At 71.9% G+C, this 24,473-nt stretch carries 21 protein-coding genes; 10 read left to right on the top strand and 11 right to left on the bottom strand.

Translation table 11 applies throughout. The annotated features are described in order from the left end of the window. Nucleotides 1–109: 109 nt before the first annotated feature. The 3 genes from ACIBKX_RS01065 to ACIBKX_RS01055 all read right to left on the bottom strand — a co-directional run bounded on the left by ACIBKX_RS01065 (nucleotide 110) and on the right by ACIBKX_RS01055 (nucleotide 3,492). Nucleotides 110–1,600: a glutamate synthase subunit beta gene (locus tag ACIBKX_RS01065; RefSeq protein WP_363272345.1), complete on the bottom strand. Its 1,491-nt coding sequence runs from the start codon at nucleotides 1,598–1,600 to the stop codon at nucleotides 110–112. Nucleotides 1,601–1,729: 129 nt separating this feature from the next. Continuing rightward, nucleotides 1,730–2,209, bottom strand: a complete 480-nt coding sequence (locus tag ACIBKX_RS01060) for an anthrone oxygenase family protein (RefSeq protein ID WP_363272344.1) — start codon at nucleotides 2,207–2,209, stop codon at nucleotides 1,730–1,732. Between the two features lie 479 nt (nucleotides 2,210–2,688). After that, on the bottom strand, nucleotides 2,689–3,492 hold the full coding sequence (locus ACIBKX_RS01055; RefSeq protein ID WP_363272343.1) for a DUF2293 domain-containing protein: 804 nt from the start codon (nucleotides 3,490–3,492) through the stop codon (nucleotides 2,689–2,691). A 54-nt stretch (nucleotides 3,493–3,546) separates the two neighbouring features. Here ACIBKX_RS01055 and ACIBKX_RS01050 point away from each other — a divergent pair, with 54 nt between their 5' ends. Both ACIBKX_RS01050 and ACIBKX_RS01045 read left to right on the top strand, forming a co-directional pair. Beyond that, complete coding sequence (locus ACIBKX_RS01050; protein WP_363272542.1) at nucleotides 3,547–4,188, top strand: uridine kinase; 642 nt, start codon at nucleotides 3,547–3,549, stop codon at nucleotides 4,186–4,188. Nucleotides 4,189–4,335: 147 nt separating this feature from the next. Next, a complete protein-coding gene (locus tag ACIBKX_RS01045; protein WP_363272342.1) occupies nucleotides 4,336–4,755 on the top strand; it encodes a CBS domain-containing protein in 420 nt (139 codons plus the stop codon). Nucleotides 4,756–4,873: 118 nt separating this feature from the next. Here ACIBKX_RS01045 and ACIBKX_RS01040 read toward each other — a convergent pair whose 3' ends face one another. After that, nucleotides 4,874–7,081, bottom strand: coding sequence for a serine/threonine-protein kinase (locus tag ACIBKX_RS01040; protein ID WP_363272341.1), 2,208 nt, complete (start codon nucleotides 7,079–7,081; stop codon nucleotides 4,874–4,876). An 84-nt stretch (nucleotides 7,082–7,165) separates the two neighbouring features. Beyond that, on the bottom strand, nucleotides 7,166–8,302 hold the full coding sequence (locus tag ACIBKX_RS01035) for a magnesium and cobalt transport protein CorA (RefSeq protein ID WP_363272340.1): 1,137 nt from the start codon (nucleotides 8,300–8,302) through the stop codon (nucleotides 7,166–7,168). Nucleotides 8,303–8,473: 171 nt separating this feature from the next. Between ACIBKX_RS01035 and ACIBKX_RS01030 the strand changes: the two genes are divergently transcribed. Continuing rightward, a complete protein-coding gene (locus ACIBKX_RS01030) occupies nucleotides 8,474–9,277 on the top strand; it encodes a methyltransferase domain-containing protein (protein ID WP_363272339.1) in 804 nt (267 codons plus the stop codon). 76 nt (nucleotides 9,278–9,353) lie between these two features. On the opposite strand, the gene ACIBKX_RS01025 is transcribed toward ACIBKX_RS01030, so the two are convergent. After that, on the bottom strand, nucleotides 9,354–10,289 hold the full coding sequence (locus ACIBKX_RS01025; RefSeq protein WP_399375559.1) for a carbohydrate kinase family protein: 936 nt from the start codon (nucleotides 10,287–10,289) through the stop codon (nucleotides 9,354–9,356). Continuing rightward, a complete protein-coding gene (locus ACIBKX_RS01020) occupies nucleotides 10,274–11,179 on the bottom strand; it encodes a pseudouridine-5'-phosphate glycosidase (RefSeq protein WP_363272337.1) in 906 nt (301 codons plus the stop codon). The genes ACIBKX_RS01025 and ACIBKX_RS01020 overlap by 16 nt, the downstream gene beginning before the upstream one ends. A 133-nt stretch (nucleotides 11,180–11,312) precedes the next feature. Here ACIBKX_RS01020 and ACIBKX_RS01015 point away from each other — a divergent pair, with 133 nt between their 5' ends. Beyond that, complete coding sequence (locus ACIBKX_RS01015) at nucleotides 11,313–11,678, top strand: cupin domain-containing protein (RefSeq protein ID WP_363272335.1); 366 nt, start codon at nucleotides 11,313–11,315, stop codon at nucleotides 11,676–11,678. Between the two features lie 49 nt (nucleotides 11,679–11,727). Here ACIBKX_RS01015 and ACIBKX_RS01010 read toward each other — a convergent pair whose 3' ends face one another. The 3 genes from ACIBKX_RS01010 to ACIBKX_RS01000 form a co-directional block, all read right to left on the bottom strand. Next, on the bottom strand, nucleotides 11,728–12,990 hold the full coding sequence (locus tag ACIBKX_RS01010; RefSeq protein ID WP_363272334.1) for an MFS transporter: 1,263 nt from the start codon (nucleotides 12,988–12,990) through the stop codon (nucleotides 11,728–11,730). A 72-nt stretch (nucleotides 12,991–13,062) separates the two neighbouring features. Further along, nucleotides 13,063–13,632 (bottom strand): methylated-DNA--[protein]-cysteine S-methyltransferase, encoded by a 570-nt coding sequence (locus ACIBKX_RS01005; protein ID WP_363272333.1) that lies wholly within the window; start codon nucleotides 13,630–13,632, stop codon nucleotides 13,063–13,065. 64 nt (nucleotides 13,633–13,696) lie between these two features. Next, nucleotides 13,697–14,602 carry a glycerophosphodiester phosphodiesterase family protein gene (locus ACIBKX_RS01000; protein ID WP_363272332.1) on the bottom strand — a complete coding sequence of 302 codons (906 nt, stop codon included), beginning with the start codon at nucleotides 14,600–14,602 and terminating at the stop codon, nucleotides 13,697–13,699. A 267-nt stretch (nucleotides 14,603–14,869) separates the two neighbouring features. On the opposite strand from ACIBKX_RS01000, the gene ACIBKX_RS00995 reads away from it, so the two are divergent. The 6 genes from ACIBKX_RS00995 to ACIBKX_RS00970 all read left to right on the top strand — a co-directional run bounded on the left by ACIBKX_RS00995 (nucleotide 14,870) and on the right by ACIBKX_RS00970 (nucleotide 23,167). Beyond that, nucleotides 14,870–15,736: an MHYT domain-containing protein gene (locus ACIBKX_RS00995; protein ID WP_363272331.1), complete on the top strand. Its 867-nt coding sequence runs from the start codon at nucleotides 14,870–14,872 to the stop codon at nucleotides 15,734–15,736. Nucleotides 15,737–15,776: 40 nt separating this feature from the next. After that, nucleotides 15,777–17,921: an excinuclease ABC subunit UvrB gene (uvrB, locus tag ACIBKX_RS00990; protein ID WP_363272330.1), complete on the top strand. Its 2,145-nt coding sequence runs from the start codon at nucleotides 15,777–15,779 to the stop codon at nucleotides 17,919–17,921. Nucleotides 17,922–18,080: 159 nt separating this feature from the next. After that, entirely contained in the window at nucleotides 18,081–18,659 is a 579-nt protein-coding gene (locus ACIBKX_RS00985; protein ID WP_363272329.1) for a TerD family protein, read from the top strand. A 58-nt stretch (nucleotides 18,660–18,717) separates the two neighbouring features. Then, a complete protein-coding gene (locus tag ACIBKX_RS00980; protein ID WP_363272328.1) occupies nucleotides 18,718–20,667 on the top strand; it encodes a TerD family protein in 1,950 nt (649 codons plus the stop codon). A gap of 262 nt (nucleotides 20,668–20,929) precedes the next feature. Further along, nucleotides 20,930–21,943: a TerC family protein gene (locus ACIBKX_RS00975; RefSeq protein WP_363272327.1), complete on the top strand. Its 1,014-nt coding sequence runs from the start codon at nucleotides 20,930–20,932 to the stop codon at nucleotides 21,941–21,943. A gap of 126 nt (nucleotides 21,944–22,069) precedes the next feature. Then, nucleotides 22,070–23,167: an ionic transporter y4hA gene (locus ACIBKX_RS00970; RefSeq protein ID WP_363272326.1), complete on the top strand. Its 1,098-nt coding sequence runs from the start codon at nucleotides 22,070–22,072 to the stop codon at nucleotides 23,165–23,167. Nucleotide 23,168: 1 nt separating this feature from the next. Here the strand turns inward: ACIBKX_RS00970 and ACIBKX_RS00965 are convergent, their stop codons facing one another. After that, nucleotides 23,169–24,473 (bottom strand): MFS transporter, encoded by a 1,305-nt coding sequence (locus ACIBKX_RS00965; RefSeq protein WP_363272325.1) that lies wholly within the window; start codon nucleotides 24,471–24,473, stop codon nucleotides 23,169–23,171.

Here is a 24,473-nt window from a genome sequence, read left to right as displayed (position 1 = left end):
CGGACGGCGACATGCCTCCTCTGACAACGATCCCAACGCGGGGTCAATTCCCGGAGCGGGCCCGCGAGTCGACGCACGCTTCCGGTCAGGCCGTGGGGGGGGGCGGGCCTCAGACCGTCATCGGCCGGTCGTACGGGCCGATGGGCGCGGTGAGCCGCGTCGAGCCCGTCAGCCAGCGGTCCACCGCCGCCGCGACCGCGCGGCCCTCGGCTATCGCCCACACGACCAGTGACTGGCCGCGCGCCGCGTCGCCCGCCGCGAAGACGCCCGGCACGCCGGTCGCGAAATCCGCGTCGCGGGCCAGCGTGCCGCGCTCGTCGACCCGTACCCCGAGCTGGTCCAGCAGGCCGCCCGCAGGCCGCTCGGGACCGGAGAAGCCGAGGGCGAGCAGCACCAGGTCGGCGGGGAGCACCCGGTCCGTGCCGGGCAGTGGGCGGCGGTCCGCGTCGACCTCGGTCAGGTGCAGGGCGCGCACCCGCCCCGCCGCGTCGCCCGTGAAGCGCAGCGTCGACGCCGCGAAGAGGCGCGCGTCGGCGTCCGCCGCCGGTGCGGTGCCGAGCTGCCCGGCCTCCTCGTGCGCGGCGGAGAGCCGGTAGACCTTCGGGTACGTCGGCCAGGGCTCGGCGAGGTCGTCGCGGGCGTCGCCGGGCCGTGCGTAGATGTCCAACTGCGTGACCGACGCGGCCTGTTCACGTACCGCCGTGCCCAGACAGTCGGCCCCGGTGTCCCCGCCCCCGACGATCACGACATGCTTGCCGGCCGCCGACAGCGGGGACCGGTCGATGTCGCCCTCGCAGACGTGGTTGGCCAGCGGCAGATACTCCATGGCCTGCCGGATCCCGGCCAACTCCCGCCCCGGCACGTCCAGTTCACGCCACGCGGTGGCGCCGACCGCGAGCACGACCGCGTCATGCCTGGACCGCAGCTCGGCCGCGCCGATGTCCCGCCCCACCGTCGTCGACGTACGGAAGACCGTGCCCTCGTCCCGCATCTGCGCGAGCCGCCGCTCGACGTGGTGCTTCTCCATCTTGAACGCGGGGATCCCGTAGCGGAGGAGCCCGCCCGCCCGGTCGTCGCGCTCGTACACGGCGACGGTGTGCCCGGCCCGTGTCAGCTGCTGCGCCGCGGCGAGCCCGGCCGGTCCGGAGCCGACGACGGCGACGGTCCGTCCGGAATGCCGGTCCGGCGGCCGCGGCGGATTGAGCCCGTCCCGCCAGGAGCGGTCGGCGATCGCCGCCTCGACGTTCTTGATGGTCACCGCGGGCTGGTTGATCGCGAGGACGCAGCCCGTCTCGCACGGCGCGGGGCAGAGCCGCCCGGTGAACTCCGGGAAGTTGTTCGTGGCGTGCAGCCGGTCCGCGGCGGCCCGCCAGTCGGCGCGCGAGACGAGGTCGTTCCACTCCGGGATCAGATTGCCCAGCGGGCAGGCGTCGTGACAGAACGGAATGCCGCAGTCCATGCACCGGTCGGCCTGCCGCTCCACGATGGGCAGCAGGGCGCCGGGGACGTACACCTCGTCCCAGTCCTTGATCCGCTCGCCGACGGACCGGCGCGGCCATTCCCGCCGGGGGGTGGTGAGGAAGCCCTTGGGGTCGGCCATGGCCGTCTCCCTCGCGTGCATTCGCAGGCTCTCGCGTGCTTTCGCAGGCTTTTGGCCACCATACGTCGGGCCGGGCGGCCCGGCACTCGGTCACGTCGGGTCAGGTCGGTCGGGTGGGGTCAGGTCAGGTCAGGTCAGCGCCAGGATGAACGCCGCCGACGAGGCGAGTGCCGCGCCGACCCGGATGTGGTTCCAGCGGGTCCACTCGGCGACGTACGTACGCCAGCGGTCCGCGCTCTGCGGGGCCTCGGGGTCAAGCTTGGCCAGGGCGTCGTTGCGGGGGACGTTCGCCGCGACGGTCACCCCGAACGAGCCGAACAGATACAGCGCGCTGCCGAGCAGGATCTCGACGGTGCCCTCGTCGGGCCAGAGCACGAAGGTGACCACGGCGACGACCGCGCTGAGGCCCGCGGCGCCCATGAACACGGCCATGAACGCCGGGGTGACCGCGGCGACGTTGATCGACTGCATCGCGGCGATGCCCCGCGCCGGGGGCAGTGCGGCGAGGCCCTTCATCACGAAGGTCGAGAACGCGACGAACGCTCCGGCCACCAGGCCACTGGAGAGCGCGCCGAGCAGCACGAGCACGAAGTACGGTCCCTCGATCATGGCAACTCCCGCGTCAGATGTGGCAGCCGTCCCGGTGCCGGGCGAGCCGTGAGTCTGCATGGCCGGGTCGCCCACCACAAGTCAATTCCCTCGGGCGCCGGAAGGCCATGCGCGGGGCCCGCAGGCGCATGCGCGGGCGTCTGCGGGGAAGTGGGCCGCAGCCGGGGGCCGGGGGCCGGGGGCCGGGGGCCGGGGGTCGGGAGCCGGGAGCCCGAAGCCGGGAGTCGGGGGCTGGAAGCCCGAAGCCGGGGGTCGGGGGTCGGGGGCCGGGAGCCCGAAGCCCGAAGCCGGGAGCCGGGAGCCCGAAGCCGGGAGTCGGGGGCTGGAAGCCCGAAGCCGGGGGCTGGGGGCCGGGAGCCGGGGGCTGGAAGCCGGGTGGCTGGAAGCCCGAAGCCCGAAGCCCGGAGCCGGGTGGCTGGAAGCCCGAAGCCCGAAGCCCGGAGCCGGGGCCGGAAGCCCGAAGCCCGGAGCCGGAAGTCTCAGGCCGTCGCCCGGCCGGGCGGGGCGGTGCCCCAGCCGTGCAGCACCGCCTCGACCGCGGGGGTGATCCGGCGCCGGGCCTCCGCCCGTGGCACCCCGCTCATCAGGAGCCGGTCGTACGGAGTCTCCGTGTGCCGCACGGCCGCCACCACGGCCGCGGTCACCGCCGTACCGGACAGTGCGCGGCCCGCGGCACTGCGCCCCACCCGCCCGCTGCCCCGCACGGACGCGTGCGCGGCGATCGCGTCGGCCCGCTCCGGCGGGCATCCCGGAAAGAGGCGGCGTATCTCGGCGGCGAACGCGGCCGTGAAGCGGACGTCTTCCGCCGCCCGGCGCACCGCGTCCCGCGCCCTGCGCCGCGCCCGCGCCTCCGCGTCCGCGAGGCACCGCTCCTCGGCCCGCGCGAGCGCCGCCTCCTCGACCAGGACGCCCTGCCGCTCGTACCGGCTCCGGCGCCGGTTGAGGCGGACGACCACCGCCGAGAGGCCGCTGCCCTCGCGCGCCCTGCGGGTCAGCGCCGTGTCGCCGCGCGGCAGGAAGACGAGATGGCCGAGGTCGGCGCAGTCCAGGCAGTGTGGTTCGGCGTCCTCGACGACCAGCAGGGCGAGCGGCCCGCCGCGGCACTCGGCGCAGTGCCGCCGCTTCAGCGGCTGGACGGCGACAAGTCCCGGTCGGGAGGGCGGAATCGGCAGAGTCGGAGCCGGAGTCGGAGTCGGAGGCGGAGTCCGACTCGGATTCGGAGTCTGATTCGGATTCGGATTCGGCGTCGGGGGAGGCGGCGGAGGCGTGGCGTTCGGAGCCATGCCGACGTGATGCCCGCTCCCCGGCGCCGCGTACCGCGTCCGCCGCCCGGCATCATGGGGTGGGTGCGACTCGAAGCGATCACCTGGGAACGGCTCACCGAAACGCTCGCCGACCGGATCACGGACCTCAAGACCGCCGACGCGAGCCCCTGGCCCCGCGTCGCGTTCGACGGCGCGCCCGCGGGCAGGCCGGGCGAGCTGGCGCTCCGGGTCGCCGATGCCCTGCGGCTGCGCGGCCGTTCCGCGCTCGTGGTCGGCACGGAGGGTTTCCTGCGCCCCGCGTCGCTGCGTCTGGAGTACGGCCGCGAGGACGTGGAGGCGTACTACAGCGGCTGGTTCGACACGGGCGCGCTGTGGCGCGAGGTGTTCGGACCGCTGGACCCGGACGGGACGGGGCGCGTGCTGCCGGACCTGTGGGACCCGGCCGCGGACCGCGCGACCCGCAGCCCGTACGTCCGACTCCCGCCCGGCGGCGTCCTGTTGCTGCACGGTCCGCTGCTCCTCGGCCACTGGTTCCCGTTCGACCTGACGGTGCATGTCCGGCTCTCACCGGGCGCCCTGCGACGACGTACGGAACCGGGGGAGCGGTGGACGCTGCCGGCCTTCGAACGGTACGAGGCGGAGACGGATCCCGGCGCGGCGGCGGACGTGGTGGTGCGGGCGGACGATCCGCGGCATCCGGCGTGGAGCGGTTGAGCGGCTGAGTGGCTGAGCGGTTGAGCGGCTTGGCACGGGCGGAGGCCGCCCGGCGTGCGGACCCCGGTGGCCCCGGCGAGAATGAGGGGCGCCGGGACTAGCGGTGCCTCCGCGCCGCGCCGGCCCGTCCGGCAACGGGAGGTACCCATGACCACCGCCGGAGACATGATGCACCGCGGCGCCCAGTGGATCCCCGCACACGAGACCCTGGACCGCGCCGCCCAGCTGATGGCCCGCCTCGACGTGGGCGCGCTGCCCATCAGCGACGCGAACGAACGGCTCTGCGGCATCCTCACCGACCGTGACATCGTGGTCGGCTGCGTGGCGATGGGGCACGACCCGGCCAAGGTGACGGCGGGCGAGATGGCCAAGGGCACGCCCCGCTGGGTCGAGTCGAGCGCGGACGTCGGCGAGGTCCTGGACGAGATGCAGGGCCACCAGATCCGCAGACTCCCGGTCATCGAGAACAAGCGCTTGGTCGGCATGATCAGCGAGGCGGACCTGGCCAAGCACCTCACCGAGGAGCAACTGGCGGGCTGGGTGGAGAGCGTGTACGCGAAGGGCTGAGGCACCCCGCGCGCTCCGTGGAGAACCGGGAAACCGGCAGACCGGGAAACCGGGAAACCGGGAAACCGGCAGACCGGGAGACCGGGAGACCGGGAGACCGGGAAACCGGAGGAAGCTGCTACCGCTTCGCCGCCACCGAGAACGTCCCCTCGTCCGACACCCCGTACAGCACACCGCCCACCGCCAGCGGGGCGACGCCACTTGGCGAACGGTCGTCGACCGAACCGCCCTTGGCGGCCGTGAAGGAGGGCTCCGAGCGCCAACGCTCCTTCCCCGTACGGATGTCGACGGCGATCACGCTGGTGTCCGGCATCGTCGCGTACAGCGTCTCGCCGCGCACCGACGGCTCGCTGAAGATCCGCAGCTCGCGGGAGGTCGTCCACAGCGGCTTGCCGCGCTTGAGGTCGAGCGCGAGCACGGTCTCGTTGGCGTAGTCGAAGAGGTACATGGCGTCGCCGCGCACCAGCGGCGGCGCCTCCGGCTCGACCGCCCACGGGAAGTCGATGCCGCGCACGTCGCCCGACGTCAGGTCCTGGATGAAGAAGCGCGAGGACACACCCGAGTCGTTCTCCCAGCGTGCGAAGTACCCCTTGCCGTCCTGCACCGTGGCCAGCCACAGGTCGCCCTTCGGCGCCTCGACCGTGCCCAGCTTCCGGCCGGAGCGCGCGTCGAAGCGCGTGATGTCCGACGAGGCGCGGGCGGCGGAGCCCTTGCGCGCGGTGGTGCGCAGATCGGCGAAGACCGTGCCGTCCGGGCCCGCGTAGAACACGCTCGGCGAGTTGCTGGTCACCTCGTGGTGCCACAGTTCCTCGCCCGACCGGGGGTCGTACGCCGTGTACGTCGACGTCGGGGACTCGCTCAACTCGCCCTTGTGCACGACGAGTACGCCGCTGAGGAACTGGAACTCGGCGTGCGGGCCCGGCAGTCGCCACAGCCGCCGGCCGCTCACCGCGTCGTACGCGTCGACTCCCTGGGTGCCCTCCGCGCTGTAGGTGAACACCGTCCCCGCGCCCACGACGGGTTCGGTGACCGAATAGCCGTTGACGGACTTCGGGCGGTGCATCGGCTTGGTCCACTTGACCTTGCCCGTCAGGGGATCGAGCCGGGTCAGCGCTGTGGTCGGCGATGCGCAGTAGACGCCGCGCGCGTTCGGGGTGCAGGACTCCATCGAGGGCATCATGTTGTCGCCGTCCTTCTCGGCTGCGACATGCCAGGGCCGCCAGCCCGCGGGCAGGCCCGGCTTCGCGTCCGCGCCGCCGTCGGCCGGCTCCGGGCCACCGAACAGGGCGACGGAGGCGCCGATGCCGACGACGGCGACCAGGGCCACCGCGCTCGCGAGGATCACCTTGAACCGGCGCCCCCGGCGCGGGCGTTGCGGCGTGGGTGCCGTCGCGGGCAGGGCGAACGTGACGTCGGTCGCGGGTTCCGGCGCCGTCTGCTCCCCGGGAGGCGCGGGCTCCCGCGGCGCGCTCGGCTGCCCCGCCTCGTCGGGGAGCGCCGCAAGCGCCTCCAGGACCTGCAGCGGAGTGGGCCTGTCCTGCGGGGACTTGGTGAGGCAGGAGAGGACGAGGGGGCGCAACCGCTCGGGCAGCGCGCCCAGTTCGGGGTCGTTGTGCACGGTCTGGTAGGCGGCCAGATACGCGTTCTCCGCCTCGAACGGGCTGCGCCCCGTCGCCGCGTACACCAGGAGCGCGCCCAGCGCGAAGACGTCGACGGGCGGCCCCACCTCGCGCGGATTGCTGAACTGCTCCGGGGCCATGAACGGCGGCGAGCCCATCACCAGGCCCGTCTGCGTGCGCACATCGCTGTGCGCGGCGCGGGAGATGCCGAAGTCGATGACGCGCGTCATCCCGCTGTCGCCGCCGTCGCCCGCGTCGGACCCGGTGGAGTCGAGCAGCAGTACGTTGCTCGGCTTCAGGTCGCGGTGCACCACTTCGGCGCGGTGGATCTCCCGCAGCGCCTCGGCCAGCTCGCCGCCGAGCCGCTTCAGGGTCGGCCAGTCCAGCGGCCCCCGCTCCGTGATGCGCTGGGCGAGCGTGTCCCCGGAGACGTACGCCGTGGCCATCCAGGGCAGCGCGGCCTCCGGGTCGGCGTCCACGACCGGCGCGGTGAAGGCGCCGCTGACCCGGCGCGCGGCCGTGACCTCCTGGCGGAAGCGGGCGCGGAACTCAGGGTCGTCCGCGTACTGGGTGTGGACGACCTTGACCGCGACCGCGCGGCCCGACGCGGAGCGCCCGAGATAGACGACGCCCATGCCGCCGGTGCCGATCCGCGACTCGATCCGGTAGCCGCCGATCGACTCGGGATCATCCTCGCGCAGAGGCATCGGTCACCTTCCCCCAGTTCCCCCGGTGTTTGACATGGCCGTCACAGACTAGACGCCGGGCGCCGTGCGGTACTCGCCCGCGCGTCAGAGCCAGCCATTGCGGCGGAAGCCGCGGTAGAGCGCGAAACAGACCGTGGCGATCAGGCCGACGACCATGCCGTAGCCGTACTTCCAGTGCAGTTCGGGCATGTGGTCGAAGTTCATCCCGTACAGACCGCAGACCATCGTCGGTACGGCGATCACCGCGGCCCATGCGGTGATCTTCCGCATGTCCTCGTTCTGCGCGACCGTGACCTGGGCGAGGTGGGCCTGGAGGATCGAGTTCAGGAGTTCGTCGAACGAGGCGATCTGTTCGGTGGCGCGCTTCAGGTGGTCGTCGACGTCCCGGAAGTACGCCTGTATCTCCGGGGCGATGACCCGGATCGGCTGGGTGGACAGGAATTGCAGCGGGCGGCCGAGCGGCACCACGGCCCGCTTCAGTTCGAGCAGTTCGCGCTTGAGCTGGTAGATGCGGCCCGGATCGGCGCGCTCGCCCTCCTTGGCGAAGACCTCCATCTCGACCTGGTCGATGTCGGCCTGCACGGCGTCCGTGGCGGCGAGATAGTCGTCCACGACATGGTCGGCCAGCGCGTGCAGCACGGCTCCGGGGCCCTTGGCGAGCTGCTCGGGATCCGCTTCCAGGCCTTCGCGCAGCGGGCCGAGCGAGCCGTGCCGTCCGTGCCGGACCGTGATGACGAACTCCCGGCCCACGAAGACCATGATCTCGCCGGTGTCCACGACCTCGCTGGTCGCGGTCAGCTCGGCATGGTCCACGTAGCAGACCGTCTTGAAGACGGCGAACAGCGTCTCGCCGTACCGCTCGACCTTCGGGCGCTGGTGGGCGTGGACCGCGTCCTCCACGGCGAGCGGGTGCAGGTCGAAGAGGTCGGCGATGCCGGCGAACTCCTGCTCCGTGGGCTCGTGCAGGCCGAGCCAGACGAATCCGTCGCCGCTCTTGCGGACCCGCTCGACCTCCTCGACCAGGTCACGGCCGCCCTCCTGGCGGACCCCCTCCCGGTACGTCACGCACTTCACCACGGACGAGCCCAGCGGGGAACGGGCGGGGTGACTGAGGTCGACGCGGGTGTGCCTGCGCGTGAGGCGCGCGGCGCGCGCGACTCTTCTCAGGCCGCCCACCTTGCGAAGGTTCCCCACCTTTCGCAGGTTGCCTGCCATCGACATGCCTGGCTCCTCGTTCCGGTGACTTGGCGAGCAAGTCTGCCAGTACGAGGCGACAGTGCGGCCTGACCCTGGGGGAACGGAGGATTCCGCTCCGGTATGTCCGGGTCGGTCGTTCCGATATGCCCGGATCGGCCTCCCCGGAGTGGGCCGGTCAACTGGGATGATTTCGACATGACGCTCATCGACAGTCATCTCTCCGGAAAACGACCGGCGGGGGCCGCCGAGTCCGCCGAGGCCGACCGGCGCCGCGACGCCTTCGCGGCCCTCTTCGACCCCACGACCTTCCGGCACATCGAGCGGCTCGGCATCGGGCCGGGATGGCGCTGCTGGGAGGTCGGGGCGAGCGGCACCTCCGTCGTCTCCTGGCTCGCCAAGCGGGTCGGCCCCACCGGCCGGGTCCTCGCCACCGCGACGGACACCTCCTGGCAGACCTCCGCCGCGCGCTCGCCGATCGAGGTGCGCCGGCACGACCTGGAAACGGACGCGCCGCCCGCCGAGGGCTTCGACCTCGTGCACGCGCGCCTCGTACTCGGCCGGATGCCGGACCTGGAGCAGGCCCTGCGCTCGATGATCAGGGCGCTGCGCTCCGGCGGCCGGCTGCTGATCGAGGAGGCCGACCCCGCGCTGCAGCCGCTGCCCTGCCCCGACGAGCACGGCCCCGCACAGCAGCTGGCCAACCGACTGCGCCGCGCGCTGCTCACCCAGCGGGGCAACGACGTGGCATACGGCCGCGGACTGCCCCGCCTGCTGCGCGCCGCGGGCCTGCGCCAGGTGGAGGCCGACGCGTACTTCCCCCTGACGGCGCCCGCCTGCGCGGCCCTGGAGACCGTGACGATCCAGCAGTCCCGCACCTCCCTGACCGCCGCGGGCCTGGCCACGGACGAGGACATCACCACACACCTGGCCAGCGTCGCGACGGGCACGATGGACCTGGCGACGTCACCGCTGATCTCGGCGTGGGGGAAGAAGGGGTAGCTCGTAGCGGCCGGGCGGACGGGAGCAGGCGGGCCGGCTGATCCCGTCCCCTTCGGCCTGCCGCTCCCCGCATCCCTCAGGGCGCCGTCGACTCCGGCAACGGAGGCCTCCCGCCGATCCGTTCGACGGCCTGGGCCCCCGCCCTGCACCCTTCCGCCGCGGCCTCGCCGAGCCCCGAACCGCCGAGCCGGGACGCCAGGAACGCCCCGGTGAACGCGTCCCCCGCCCCCGTCGAGTCGCGCGGCTCGGCGGGCCGCGCGGGAACCGTGGCCCGCACCTCGCCGTCCCGCGCGACCAGCGCGCCCGCGGCGCCCCGCTTGACCACCACCGCGGGGAACTGGCGGCTCAGCTTCACGGCCGCGTCCGCCGCGTCCGGCAGACCCGTCAGGAGCCGTGCCTCGTCCTCGCTCGGCAGCAGCACGTGCACGCCGTCCGCCGCCGCCAGGAACGCGTCCACGCCGAGTTCGGCGAGGAACCCCGCCGACGCGGGATCCACGCTCACCGGCACGCCACGCGCGCGTGCCGACGCGAGCGCCGCCCCGGCCGCCGCCCTGCTCGGCCCGGCGAAGAACAGATACCCCGACAGATGCAGCCACCCGACACCGTCCAGGAGCGCGGGCGACCAGTCGGCCGCCGACAGGCGCAGGGAGGCGCCGCCGTCGCTCAGGAACGACCGCTCGGCCCCGGCAGCCCCGTCGACCAGACAGATCACCGTCCCCGTCGGCGCCCCCGGATCGACGACGAGGCGTGGACGTACGCCCGCGCGCGTGAGCGCCTCCTCGTGCCACGCCGCCGACTCCGCGCCGACCCGCCCCAGGAGCCGTACGTCCCCGCATCCCCAAGAGGCCGCCCAGGCGGCCGCATTGGCGCCCGCGCCGCCCGGCACCGTACGGATCGCCGCCGCCGTGTCGGTGCCCGGCGCGAGCGGAGCGCGATGCCGGGCCACGATGTCCGTGACGACATCACCCACGACCAGCAGCGCGCCGCCCCCAGGGCTCACCGCCCGGCCCACGCCGCGGCGATCCGCCCCGCGAGCCGTACGTTGCCGCGCACCGCCGCGAGGTTCGCCTCCAGCGACGCGCCCTGTGTACGGCGTACCAACTGGTCCAGGAGGAACGGCGTGACCGCCTGCCCCGTGATGCCCCGCTCGGCGCATTCCTCGAGGGACTCGGCGAGCACGCGCGCGTGGAGCGCGGGATCGAGCTGCTCGGACTCGGGGACGGGGTTCGCCACGATCAGCGCGGACTCCGGGCCGCCGACCGCGTCCTGGGCCCGCATCACCTGCGCCACCTCCGCCGGCGTACGCAGCGTCCAGTCCACCGGATGCCCGGAGTCGGTGAGATAGAAGCCGGGGAAGCGGTCCGTCCCGTACCCGGCCACCGCGACACCCAGGGTCTCCAGACGCTGCAGGGTCGCCGGCACGTCCAGGATCGACTTCACGCCCGCGCAGACGACGGTGAGCCGGGTCCGCGCGAGCAGCCCCAGATCGGCGGACTCGTCCTGGGTCACCGTCCACTCCCGGTGCACCCCGCCGAGCCCGCCGGTCGCGAACACCCGCACACCCGCGCGGGCGGCCAGCAGCGCCGTCGCCGACACCGTCGTCGCCCCGCTCGCCCCGGCCGCGACCGCGAGGGCGAGATCGCGGTGGCCCAGCTTGCGGATGCCGTCCTCGTTCGCGACCCGGTCCAACTGCTCCTTGTCCAGGCCGATATGAGGCCGCCCGTCCAGGACGGCGATCGTCGCGGGGACGGCACCCTCCTCGCGTACGACCTGCTCCAACTCGACCGCCACCTGGAGATTGCGCGGGCGCGGCAGCCCGTGCGCGATGATCGTGGACTCCAGGGCGACCACCGGACGCCGCTCGGTCACCGCCGTCTGCACCTCGTCGGACACCACCAGCACGGGCCTGCCTCCTGCCTGTCGGGTCTCCCTCTCATCCCTGGCGGGCGGCGCATCCCGTCAAACCCGTGGGGTACGGGGGACGACCCCGACCCTGCCGGATCCGCTCGCGGAGGCCCGGCTAGGGTGACCGGCCATGACCACGAATGATCAGGCCACCGCGTCTTTTGCCGTGCACATTCCGGATGCCGACCTCGAGCCCGAGCCGCTCGACCCGGCGCAGATCGTTTCCGGCACCCCGGAGGTCACCGGCAAGGTCCTGTGGGAGTCCGCCGACGGCAAGCAGCTGCGCGGCATCTGGCAGATCACGCCCGGCGTGGTCACGGACACCGAGGCCAATGAACTCTTCGTCGTCGTCAGCGGCCGTGCCACGGTCGCCGTCGAGGGCGGCGACGTACTGGAGATCGGCCCCGGCGACGCGGCCGTGCTGCGCGAGGGCGACCGTACGACGTGGACGGTGCACGAGACGCTGCGCAAGGCGTACCACATCACGCTGCCCTGACCCGCGCGGTCACGACTGCCGGGGTCCTGCGGGGTCACGACTGCCGGGGTCAGGACTTCTTGACCGCCCGGCGGATCGCGAGCCCCGCCATCGGCAGCAGCACACAGACGCCGATGAGGTTGAGCCAGCCGTAGCTCGCCTGCGCGACGATCAGTCCGGCCGCCGCGCCGCCGATGCCCGCCGCCGTGTTCATCGTCAGGTCCGAGAGGCCCTGCACGGCGGCGCGGGCGGGCCCCGGCACGGAGTCGGTGAGCAGCGCCGAGCCGGACACCAGGCCCGCGGACCAGCCGAGGCCGAGGAGGAAGAGACCGGCGGCGGTCTGGCCGTGGCTGGGCCCGGCCGTGCCGGCGAGCAGCGCGGCGCAGCACAGCAGCCCGACGGCGAGACCGATCACCGAGAGCCTGCCGAACCGGTCGGCGAGCCAGCCCATCACCGGCGACAGCGCGTACATACCCGCGATGTGACCGCTGATGACCAGGCCGACCAGCTGCAGGCTCGCCCCGTGGTGGCCCAGGTCGACCGGCGTCATCACCATGATCGAGACCATCACCGTGTGCGAGGCGGCCACCGTGACCAGCGCGAGCCGGGCCATCGGCGACGCGGCCACCGCGGCGATGCCGGCCCGCAGCGAGCGGCTCTGCGCGGAGTCGTCCTCCTGCGGGGCCAGGGCGCGGGCGGTGAGCAGCGGGTCGGGCCGCAGCAGTACGGCCACCACGATCCCGGCGACGGCGAAGATGCCGGCGGCGAAGAGGAACGGACCTGCCTCTTCCGGAATGGCGGTGCCGGCGAAGGCGCGGCTGGTGGGCGCCGCGATGTTCGGCCCGAGGACCGAGCCGATGGTGGTGGCCCAGATGACCAGCGAGATGGCCCGGCCGCGCCGCTCGGGCTCGGCGAGGTCGGCCGCGGCGAAACGCGCCTGGAGGTTCGCCGACGAACCCGCGCCGAAGCCCGCCATGCCGAGCAGCAGCAACGGGAAGCTCTCGACCACCGCGGCGAGCACCACGAGCCCCGCGCCGACCGCGCCGATCACATACGCGAGGACAAGACCGGGCCGCCGCCCGCGTGACGTCATCAGCGCGGCGAGCGGCAGCGAGAGCAGCGCCGTACCGGCCACGGACGCGGTGGGCGCGAGGCCGGACATCGCCTCGGTGCCGCTCACCTCGGTCGCGAGGACCGGGGCCAGGGCGATGCCGATCGGCACCCCGAGCCCGCCCAGTATCTGACTGGCGACGAGTACCGCGGTGGTACGGCGGCGCAGGCCGGGCAGGGCTTCCGGCGCGGGTATGTCAGGAGCGTCCAGGGTCGAAGTCACTGACGCAGTGTGCCAGCACGTCCGTACGCATGAAACAGGGTTCTCTTCATACGCGCGCAACACCGCCGCATCTCAGAACAGCGGCTGCGGCAGCACCCCCTCCAGCGCGAGCAGCTGCCGCTTGGTCTCCAGGCCGCCGCCGAATCCGCCGATGCCGCCGTCGCTCTCCACAACCCGGTGGCACGGCACCACGACCGGCAGCGGATTGGCGCCCATCGCCAGCCCGACCGCCTGGGCCGCGCCGGGCTGGCCGACGCGGCGGGCCAGGTCCCCGTAACCCACCACCGCGCCATAGGGGACGGCGGTCAGCTCGCGCAGCACCTGGCGGTTGAACCCGGAGATCAGCGACCAGTCGAGGGGCAGCTCGAAATCGCGCCGCTCGCCCGCGAAGTACTGGGCGAGCTGGCGTATGGAATCGGCGAGGAGCGGCGAGTCGGGTGCCTCGACCGGCTCGGCCCCGAGCCGGGAGCCGAGGCGGTCGAGCGCCCTGTCGCGCACCGCGTCCGTGGCGTGGAAGACGACGGTGACCAGACCCGCACCGGTCGCGGCGAGCAGCAGCGGGCCGATGTCGCTCGCGACCACGGCCCACACCACCCGCTGCCGGTCCTCCGGCGCCTGCGTGTCCTGCCCATTGGCGTTCATGCCGACCACCGTACGACCGGGCACTGACAACGCCCGGTCGCGGCGGCCGGTCCGCCGGGTGCCGCTACTCGGAGATCGCCCTGCGCACGACGTCCGGGGTGTTGGTGATGATGCCGTCCACGCCGAAGTCCGCGACGCGCCGCGCGGCCGCCGCGTCGTTCACGGTCCACGTGAAGATCTCCAGGGGCTTGCCGTGCGGCCCCTTGAGCGCGTGGATCGCGGCGACGTAGTCGTTGGATATCGAGCCGTGCGTCGAGTTGATCTGGTCGGAGAACTCGGCGTACTTGGGCAGGTCGGCCACGGCGGGCGTGCCGAGGAAGCCCGTCTTGACGTCCGGCCGCAGCGCGTGCACCGTCTTCACGCTCTCCGCGCTGAAGCTCTGGATGACGAGCTTGCTGCCGACGTGGTGCCGGTCGAGCCAGCCCGTCTTGCGGAGCACCTCGAGGCCCTGCTTCTCGATGCCCGGGTACAGCTCGGGCTTCTTGAACTCGAAGACGAGCTTTTGGTGGTTGCGCGAGACCCGGTTCATGTACTGCTTCAGCGTCGGCACGCGCTGGCCCGCGTACTTGGGGCTGAACCAGCTGCCCGCGTCCAGCGTGGCGATCTCCGCCGCCGTGAAGTCGGCCACCTTCCAGGGCGCGCGGTCGGGGAAGAGCTCCTCGACGTTCGTCGTCCGCTTCAGGGTGTCGTCGTGCATGATGACGAGCTCGCCGTCCTTGGTGCGCTGGACGTCGTTCTCCACCCAACGGAACCCCATGTCAGCCGCCTTGTCGATGGCTGAAAGAGTGTTCTCCGGAGCGTAGGCGGAAGCACCCCGGTGCGCGACGACCAGCGGTCTGTCGTGCCCGGCGGAGGACTGGGCGGACGTCTGCTCCGAAGTCCGGTCGTCGGCCTGAGCGGTGGAGGGGAGAGCGAGTGCACCGGCTCCAAGAAGAGCGGCGGTGGTGGCAGCGGCAACGCGTGCGTACAACGGAGTCTCCTCGCGATGTGCGGTCACGGACCGGATGAGAGTGACAGTCCACGGCCAACGCGAGACAGGTGCAGGATGGCCACAGGTTGAACGGAGACAACCGGGTCTCTTTCCCGGAAAATCGTTCGTACGTTCCGGCGTGGGCTTTACTCTCAGCGGCAGCCCACGGTCTTTCAGCAGACCGTCGGCTGAGGCCGGACGGGGATGTTCCCGGCCCATCGGGGATTACCGGGCGATCAGGTATCAGAGGCGGAAGGGCTACCGCGAATGCAGGGCACGGTCGACGGCTTCAGCTACGGAGCGGTCACACCCGTAGTGGCGTACCTCATGGCCTGTCTGGGCGGCGCGCTCGGACTGCGCTGCACCACGAGATCGCTCCTTGTCGCGCACTCCTGGCGGCCCGGCTGGCTCGCCCTGGGGTCGGCCGCCATCGGCTCCGGCATATGGACCATGCACTTCGTCGCGATGATGGGCTTCACCGTCAAGGAAGCCCCGATCCACTACGACAAGGCGCTGACCTTCGCGAGCCTCGCCGTCGCGATCGTCATGGTCGGCATCGGGATCTTCATCGTCGGCTACCGCGGCGCCACGGGGACGGCACTGTTCACCGGGGGGACGATCACCGGCCTCGGTGTCGCCTCGATGCACTACCTCGGGATGGCCGGAATGCGTCTACGCGGGACGCTGGAGTACAACACCCTCACCGTCTCCGCCTCCGTGGTCATCGCCGTCGTCGCCGCCACCGCGGCCCTGTGGGCGGCCGCACAGGTCAGGGGCTTCCTGTGGAGCCTCGGCGCGAGCCTCGTCATGGGCCTGGCCGTCAGCGGCATGCACTACACGGGAATGGCCGCGCTCCGGGTCCATCTGCACGGCTCGTCGGCCGCGCCCTCGACCGGCGACTCACCCGCCGAGCTGCTCGCGCCGATGATGATCGGCCCGCTCGCCTTCCTGCTCCTCGCCGGGGTGATCGTGATGTTCGACCCGCTGATGGTGATGGGCAAGGAGGACCTCAAGAACGCCGCCCAGGCGGCCCGCGCCCCCTACCCCGTCCCGCGCTCGGGCGACCGGCACGACCCGCGGGCCGGCCGCAGGCCCCCGCCCCGCCCCGGCTCCAGGGCCCCGCAGAGCTGGTGATCAGGCCCCGTTGTCAGTGCGGGGTCGTACGGTGGGTTCCATGCGGCCCGTATCCAAGATCGAACGCACGGTGGCGCCCTTCGAGGTCGTCAGCAACTACACGCCAAGCGGCGACCAGCCGGCGGCCATCGCCGACCTGGACCGGCGCATCCGCGCAGGTGAGAAGGATGTCGTCCTGCTCGGCGCGACCGGCACCGGCAAGTCGGCCACCACCGCGTGGATGATCGAGAAGCTCCAGCGCCCCACCCTCGTGATGGCGCCGAACAAGACGCTGGCCGCCCAGCTGGCCAACGAGTTCCGCGAACTCCTGCCGAACAACGCGGTCGAGTACTTCGTCTCGTACTACGACTACTACCAGCCCGAGGCGTACGTCCCGCAGTCGGACACCTACATCGAGAAGGACTCCTCGATCAACGAGGAGGTGGAGCGCCTGCGCCACTCCGCGACGAACTCGCTCCTGACCCGCCGTGACGTGGTCGTGGTCGCCTCCGTCTCCTGCATCTACGGCCTCGGTACCCCGCAGGAGTACGTGGACCGGATGGTCCCCCTCAAGGTCGGCGACGAGATCGACCGCGACCAGCTCCTGCGCCGCTTCGTCGACATCCAGTACACGCGCAACGACGTGGCCTTCGCCCGCGGCACCTTCCGGGTCCGCGGCGACACCATCGAGATCTTCCCGGTCTACGAAGAGCTGGCCGTCCGCATCGAGATGTTCGGCGACGAGATCGAGGCGCTCTCCACGCTGCACCCCCTCACCGGCGAGGTCATCAGCGACGACGACCACCTCTACGTCTTCCCGGCCTCGCACTATGTGGCGGGGCCCGAGCGCATGGAGAAGGCCGTCACCGGCATCGAGAAGGAGCTCGCCGAGCGCCTCGCCGAGCTGGAGAAGCAGGGCAAGATGCTGGAGGCCCAGCGCCTGCGCATGCGCACGACGTACGACCTGGAGATGCTCCGCCAGATCGGCTCCTGCTCCGGCGTCGAGAACTACTCGATGCACTTCGACGACCGCGAGCCCGGCTCCGCCCCGAACACCCTCATCGACTACTTCCCGGAGGACTTCCTCCTCGTCATCGACGAGTCGCATGTGACGGTCCCGCAGATCGGCGCCATGTACGAGGGCGACGCCTCCCGCAAGCGCACCCTGGTGGACCACGGCTTCCGGCTGCCGTCCGCGCTGGACAACCGCCCGCTGAAGTGGGAGGAGTTCCTCGACCGCATCGGCCAGACCGTCTATCTGTCGGCGACCCCGGGGAAGTACGAGCTCTCGCGCGGCGACGGCTTCGTCGAGCAGATCATCCGCCCCACCGGCCTCGTCGACCCGGAGGTCGTGGTCAAGCCCACCGAGGGCCAGATCGACGACCTGGTGCACGAGATCCGCACGCGCACCGAGAAGGACGAGCGGGTCCTGGTCACCACCCTCACCAAGAAGATGGCCGAGGACCTCACCGACTACTTCCTCGAACTGGGCATCCAGGTCCGCTATCTGCACAGCGACGTCGACACCCTGCGCCGCGTGGAGCTCCTGCGCGAACTGCGCGCCGGTGAGTACGACGTACTCGTCGGCATCAACCTGCTGCGTGAGGGCCTCGACCTGCCCGAGGTCTCCCTGGTGGCGATCCTCGACGCGGACAAGCAGGGCTTCCTGCGCTCCGGCACCTCGCTGATCCAGACCATCGGCCGCGCGGCGCGCAATGTGTCGGGCCAGGTCCATATGTACGCGGACAAGATCACCCCGGCGATGGAGCAGGCCATCGACGAGACCAACCGCCGCCGCGAGAAGCAGATCGCGTACAACAAGGAGAAGGGCATCGACCCGCAGCCGCTGCGCAAGAAGATCAACGACATCGTGTCGGCGATCGCGCGCGAGGAGGTCGACACCGAGGAACTGCTCGGCACGGACTACCGCAAGGCCAAGGAGGGCAAGGAGGGCAAGGCGCCCGTGCCCGCGCTCGGCGGTGCCAACGGCAAGGCGGGCAAGGCCGCCAAGGGAGCCAAGGGCAAGGCCGAGAAGGTGCCCACCGACCGGCCCGCCGCCGAACTGGCCGAGCAGATCGAGGAGATGACCGCGCGGATGCGCGCGGCCGCCGCGGACCTGCAGTTCGAGATCGCCGCCCGGCTGCGTGACGAGGTGTCGGAGATGAAGAAGGAGCTGCGGCAGATGAAGGAGGCGGGCCAGGCCTAGCGCGGCCTCTGAGAGGGCTGGAAACACCGTACTGGCTGGTGTGTTGCAAGAACGCCACAAAGTGCCGCCCATGGTGCGGCACCGTCAGTGGCTCTGCGTAGGGTGCTGGGCAACCGCACAGACTGGCGGTTGCCCAGGCAGTTCGAGAGGGGACAGCGCGTGACGGTCAACATGACCAAGGGTCAGGCCATCAGCCTGCAGAAGGACGACGGGGGCGCCCTGACCGCGGTGCGCATGGGACTCGGCTGGCAAGCGGCCCCGAGGCGGGGCCTGTTCGGCACGCGCACCCGCGAGGTCGACCTGGACGCGTCGGCGGTGCTCTTCGCCGACAAGCAGCCGGTGGACGTCGTGTTCTTCCGTCACCTGGTCAGCGACGACGGCTCGGTACGGCACACGGGTGACAACCTGGTGGGCGGCGCCGGACAGGGCGGCGACGACGAGTCGATCCTCGTGGACCTGCAGCGGGTCCCGGTCCACATCGACCAGATCGTCTTCACGGTGAACTCGTTCACCGGCCAGACGTTCCAGGAGGTGCAGAACGCGTTCTGCCGTCTGGTCGACGAGACCAACGGCCAGGAGCTGGCCCGGTACACCCTGGACGGCGGCGGTCAGTACACCGCGCAGATCATGGCGAAGGTCCACCGCGCGGGCACCGGCTGGCAGATGACGGCCCTCGGCAACCCGGCCAACGGCCGGACGTTCCAGGACCTGATGCCGTCGATCCTGCCGCACCTGTAGAGCACGCGACACGGCGCGCGGCACGAGTACGCACAAGGGCACGAGGGGGACGAAGGCGATGACGGCCGAGCTGGTCCGGGGGCAGAACCACCCGCTTCCCGGGACCCGTCTGGAGATCCGCGTATCGGTCGGCAAGCCGATCGTGGCCGGGGTCACGCTCAGCGACGACCAGGGCAAGGTGCGCGGCACGGACTGGGTGGCCCACCCCGGATCACCCCACCTGCCCGGGCTCGAAGTGCCCAAGCAGGCGGCGGCCGACCATCGCCTCGCCGTGGACCTGGACGCGGTGCCGGACACCGTGCACCGGGTCAACGTCCTGCTCGCGCTCCCCGTGGGCGTCGGGGGCCCGGTCAGCTTCGGCGCCCTCGCCGCCCCGTTCGTCGCGGTCACCGGACTCGACGGCTCCGAGGTCGCCAGCTACACCATCACCGACCTCGACGCCGAGTCCGCCGTCGTCGCCCTGGAGCTCTACCGCAGGCAGGACGCCTGGAAGGTGCGCGCCGTCGGCCAGGGCTATGCGGGCGGTCTCGCCGACATGCTCACCGACCAGGGCCTGCCCCAGGCCAGCGAGCTGGCGGCGACGATCAACGAGGCGGTGGCCCAGGGCCTGGCCCGCTCGGTCGCCGCGCCGCCGCCCCGCCCCTCGGACGAGGCCCGGGTGCGCACCACGGGACAGCAGGCCACCGGTTCGCCCGCCGGGGGCCCCGGCCCCGGCCCGGCGACCACCGGCCAGCCCGCGCAGCCCTCGCACCAGCCGGGCGACGCGGGAAGCGGCGCCACGGGCGGCGGCCCCGTCAACTACACCCATCCCGGCCGCCAGACGACCACACCGCCGCCGCCCCCGCCGAGCGCGGCCCCGGCCGAGCCCGGAAAGCCCGCCCAGCCCGTGGCGGGCGACGCGACGGGCTGGTCCATGGAGGAGCGGCTCTACAACCAGGTGTGGGGCATGTTCGAGGACCTGGCCCGCACCACGGCGGCGTACCGGAGCGCCGTCGACTTCGCCGAGTCCCGTATGGAGCAGGAACTCGACAAGGTCCTCTCCGACCCCCGCAGCCGCATCGGCAACACCGGAGACGCCGCGCGCGAGGCCGCCCGCACCAAGCACGGCCTCCTCGTCGACCAGGCGAGGGCCGCCCTCGACCGCGACCTGGCCCAGCTCGCCGCCGAGTCCGACGTCGTCGAGCCCGCCCTGCCCGCGGCGTACGCAGGCTGGGACAACCCGGTCTGGCACGGCTACCGCGTCCCCATGGAGATCCCCATGGCGCTGCGCCTGGGCGACCTCCATCTGCCCGAGCGCCCCGACCTGCACATCCCCATGCTGGTCCGGCTGCCGCTTGAGCGCGGCCTGTGGATCGACAGCGGCCGCTCCTCCGGCACGGACTCCCTCGCCGACGCCGACCAGCTGCGCCGCCTCGCCATGGACAGCGCGGTCGCGCACGCGGCGCGGCTGCTCGCGGCGTACCCGCCGAACGAGTTCTCGGTGCACGTGATCGACGCGGCCGGTACGGCTGCCGGAGCGCTCGCCCCGCTGGTGACGGCCGGTGCGCTGGCCGGACCGCCGGCGTCCGGAGCAGCCGGTGTATCCGCCGTGCTCGCCCGGCTCACCCAGCGGGTGGACCTGGTGCAGATGGCGATCCGCGCGGGCGCCGCCGACGCGCTGCCGCCGGACCTCGACACGGCCGAGCAGCTCCTGATCGTCAACGACTTCCCGCACGGCTTCGACGACCGCGCCGTGACCCAGCTCCGCTATCTCGCGGACGAGGGCCCCGCGGTCGGCGTCCACCTGATGCTGGTCGCCGACCGGGAGGACGCCGCGGAGTACGGCCCGCTGCTCGACCCGCTGTGGCGCGCGCTGCTGCGTCTGACGCCGGTGGCCGACGACCACCTCGCCGACCCGTGGGTCGGCCACGCGTGGACGTACGAACCGCCGATGGCACCGCCCGGCAGCCAGGTGCTCAGGGAGGTCCTGAACAAGGTGGGCGAGGCCCGCCGCACGGGCGGCCGGTGAACCGGTAAAGCGACTTTTACTCGCCCCTGACCAGGGATTTTGGTCCTTCTTTACCGTCTCCTTTACCAAACCTTGGTGTTTCGCGTACTCTTCTACCAGCGGAGGGGAGTACTCCCGAACGCGACGTGCCCGTCAATACGGACCGCCATCGGTCCCGGGGCGTCGGCCCGCGGGGCGCCAGCCGCCCCGGGTGGAAGAGACCTCCGGCAGCGACGACGCTGATCAGTAGCCGTACGACGCCGGAGGCGCAGTGGACGTTTCAATGACCCTTTGGGTGCTGACCATTCTTGGTCTGTGTGCCCTGATCGCGGCCGACTTCTTCATCGGCCGCAAGCCGCACGACGTATCCATCAAGGAAGCCGGCATCTGGACGGTCGTCTGGATCGTGCTGGCCGCGCTCTTCGGCGTGGGCCTGCTGATCTGGGGCGGCGGGGAGCCGGCCGGCGAGTTCTTCGCGGGCTTCATCACCGAGAAGTCGCTCAGCGTCGACAATCTCTTCGTCTTCATCCTGATCATGGCGAAGTTCTCGGTGCCCTCGCACCTCCAGCAGCGGGTGCTGCTCTTCGGTGTGCTGATCGCGCTCGTCCTGCGGGCGATCTTCATCGCCGCCGGTGCCGCGGTCATCGCCAACTTCTCCTGGGTCTTCTACATCTTCGGCGCGTTCCTGATCTACACCGCCTGGAAGCTCATCCAGGAGGCGCGGGCCGACGAGGACGAAGAGGACTGGGAGGAGAACCGCCTCCTGAAGGCCGCCGAGAAGAAGTTCGGCGTCGCCGACCGGTACCACGGCACGAAGCTGTTCATCCAGAAGAACGGCAAGAAGATCATGACGCCCCTCATGGTCGTCATGCTCGCCATCGGCACCACCGACGTGCTCTTCGCGATGGACTCGATCCCCGCGATCTTCGGCCTCACCCAGGACCCGTACATCGTGTTCACGGCGAACGCCTTCGCCCTGATGGGTCTGCGTCAGCTGTACTTCCTCATCGGCGGCCTGCTCAAGAAGCTGGTCCACCTCAGCTACGGCCTGTCGGTGATCCTGGGCTTCATCGGCGTGAAGCTGGTCCTGCACGCACTGCACGAGAACGGCGTGCACGTTCCCGAGATCTCCATCCCGGTCTCGCTCGGCGTCATCTGCGGCGTGCTGATCGTCACCACGATCACCAGCCTCATCGCCTCGAAGAAGCAGGCGCAGAAGGAGGCCGCGGAGGAAGCCGCCAAGGGCGGCGAGAAGACCGTGACCGACGAGTCCTCGAAGGACAGCATCGAGGCCTGACGGCGTCCGACGCAGCAGCTTCCAGTAGGGCGGTGGCCCGCGGCAACGCGCCGCGGGCCACCGCCCTTACACGTTCGGGGCGCTCTTGAAGTCGCGGGGCCCCGGTACCCGGTGCAGCATCGAGGAATGATCGCTCGGCTCCGGGAACTCGCCACGCGGTGGACCGCGGTCGTACCTGTCCTCGCCGTCGTGCTGCTCGCCTTCACCTGGGGCCGCGATCTGCCGGGGCCGGTCGTCGCCGTGGTGACGCTGGTGCTCGCCGGTGCCGTACTGTCCGCCGTGCACCACGCCGAGGTGATCGCGCACCGCGTCGGCGAACCCTTCGGCTCGCTCGTGCTCGCGGTCGCCGTGACGGTCATCGAGGTCGCCCTGATCGTCACGCTGATGGCGGACGGCGGCGACAAGAGCGCGACCCTGGCCCGAGACACCGTCTTCGCCGCCGTGATGATCACCTGTAACGGCATCGTCGGGGTCTGTCTGCTCGCGGGCGCCCTGAGGCACCGCGTCGCCGTCTTCAACCCCGAGGGCACCGGCGCCGCCCTCGCGACCGTCGCCACGCTCGCCACCCTCAGCCTGGTCCTGCCGACCTTCACCACGAGCAAACCGGGCCCCGAGTTCTCCACGGCACAGCTCACCTTCGCGGCGCTCGCCTCGCTCGTCCTGTACGGCCTGTTCGTGGCGACCCAGACCGTGCGGCACCGCGAGTACTTTCTGCCCATCACCCGCAAGGGCGAGGTGATCGACTCCGATCACGACGAGGGCCCCTCCAGCCGCGAGGCCCTGGTCAGCGTGGGGCTGCTCGGACTCGCCCTGATCGGCGTCGTCGGCCTCGCCAAAGGCGTCTCGCCGACCATCGAGTCCGGCGTGGAGAACGCCGGTATGCCGCACGCCGTGGTCGGCGTGATCATCGCGCTGCTCGTGCTGCTTCCCGAGACCATCGCGGCCCTGCGCGCCACCCGCCGCGACCGCGTGCAGACCAGCCTCAACCTCGCCCTCGGCTCCGCGATGGCCAGCATCGGACTGACCATCCCTGCCGTCGCGGTCGCCTCCGTGTGGCTCTCCGGACCGCTGGTGCTCGGCCTCAACTCGACCCACATGGTGCTGCTCGCGCTCACCGTCGTCGTCGGTACGCTCACGGTCGTGCCGGGACGCGCCACCCCGCTCCAAGGCGGCGTCCACCTGGTGCTGTTCGCGGCCTATCTGGAGCTCGCGGTCACGCCGTGAGTCACGCCGTGACGGGTGCTGCTTCCGGCGCGGGCCGCGTCTCCGGCAGCAGCGCGAAGCAGCCCAGGCTCAGCAGCGCGACCCCCGTCAGATACGCCGCGACGCCCCACGGCGGCCCGCTCCCGGAGGCCACCGCCGTCGCCACGATCGGGGTGAGCGCGCCGCCGAGCACCCCGCCCAGGTTGTAGCCCACCGCGGCGCCGGTGCAGCGCACCCGAGGCGCGTACAGCTCCGGCAGATACGCGGCGATCACCGCGAACATCGTGATGAACGCGAGCATCGCCACCAGGAAGCCGAGGAACATCAGCAGCGGTTCACCGGTCGAGAGCAGCGCGATCATCGGGAACATCCACAGCGCCGACAGCGCGCACCCCAGCAGACACAGCGGCCGGCGCCCGTACCGGTCGCCGAGGACCGCCGCCACGGGCGTCAGCGCCCCCTTCACCACGACCGCCGCCATGATGCAGCCGAGCATCACCGTACGGCTGACGTCGAGCCGTTCCACGGCGTACGCCAGGGACCAGGTCGTCACCGCGTAGAACACCGCGTACCCGACGGCCAGCGCGCCCGCCGTGAGCAGGACAAGGCGCCAGTGCTCGCGCACCACTTCGGCGAGCGGCACGCGCGCGTGCTCCCGCAGTTCGAGGAAGCTCGGGCTCTCCGCGAGCGAGGTGCGCAGCGCGAGCCCGGCCGCCGCGAGCACGCCCGCCGCCCAGAACGGCACCCGCCACCCCCAGGAGGCGAACTGCGCGTCGGTGAGGGTCGCGGAGAGCACCAGCATGATGCCGTTGGCGAGCAGGAACCCGAGCGAGGGACCCATCTGCGGAAAGCTCGCCCACAGCCCCCGCCGGCGGGCCGGCGCGTGCTCGGCGGTCAGCAGCACCGCCCCGCCCCACTCGCCGCCGAGCCCGAGCCCCTGGAGGAACCGCAGCACCAGGAGCAGCAACGGAGCGGCCGTACCGATCGAGTCGTACGTGGGCACACAGCCGACGGCGACCGTGGCGAGGCCCGTCAGGAGCAGCGACACGATGAGCACGGGGCGCCGCCCGTGCCGGTCACCGACGTGCCCGAAGAGGACGGACCCCAGCGGCCGGGCCACAAAGCCCACTCCGAATGTCGCGAACGCCGCGAGAGTTCCCGCCAGCGGTGAGAACGTCGGAAAGAACAGCGGCCCGAGCACGAGCGCCGCGGCCGTCCCGTAGATGAAGAAGTCGTAGAACTCGATCGCGGTCCCGGCGAGCGAGGCCGCCGCGAGCCGGGGCAGTGAAGGCGTGCTGGTGGCGGTGGGGGAGTGGCTCTTGCGCAT

This window comes from Streptomyces sp. NPDC050658 (assembly GCF_044457025.1).
In the GTDB taxonomy this organism is placed as follows: Bacteria; Actinomycetota; Actinomycetes; order Streptomycetales; family Streptomycetaceae; genus Streptomyces.
The sequence above is the reverse complement of the archived record's forward strand: the minus strand, read 5'-3'. Positions and strand labels throughout refer to the sequence as shown.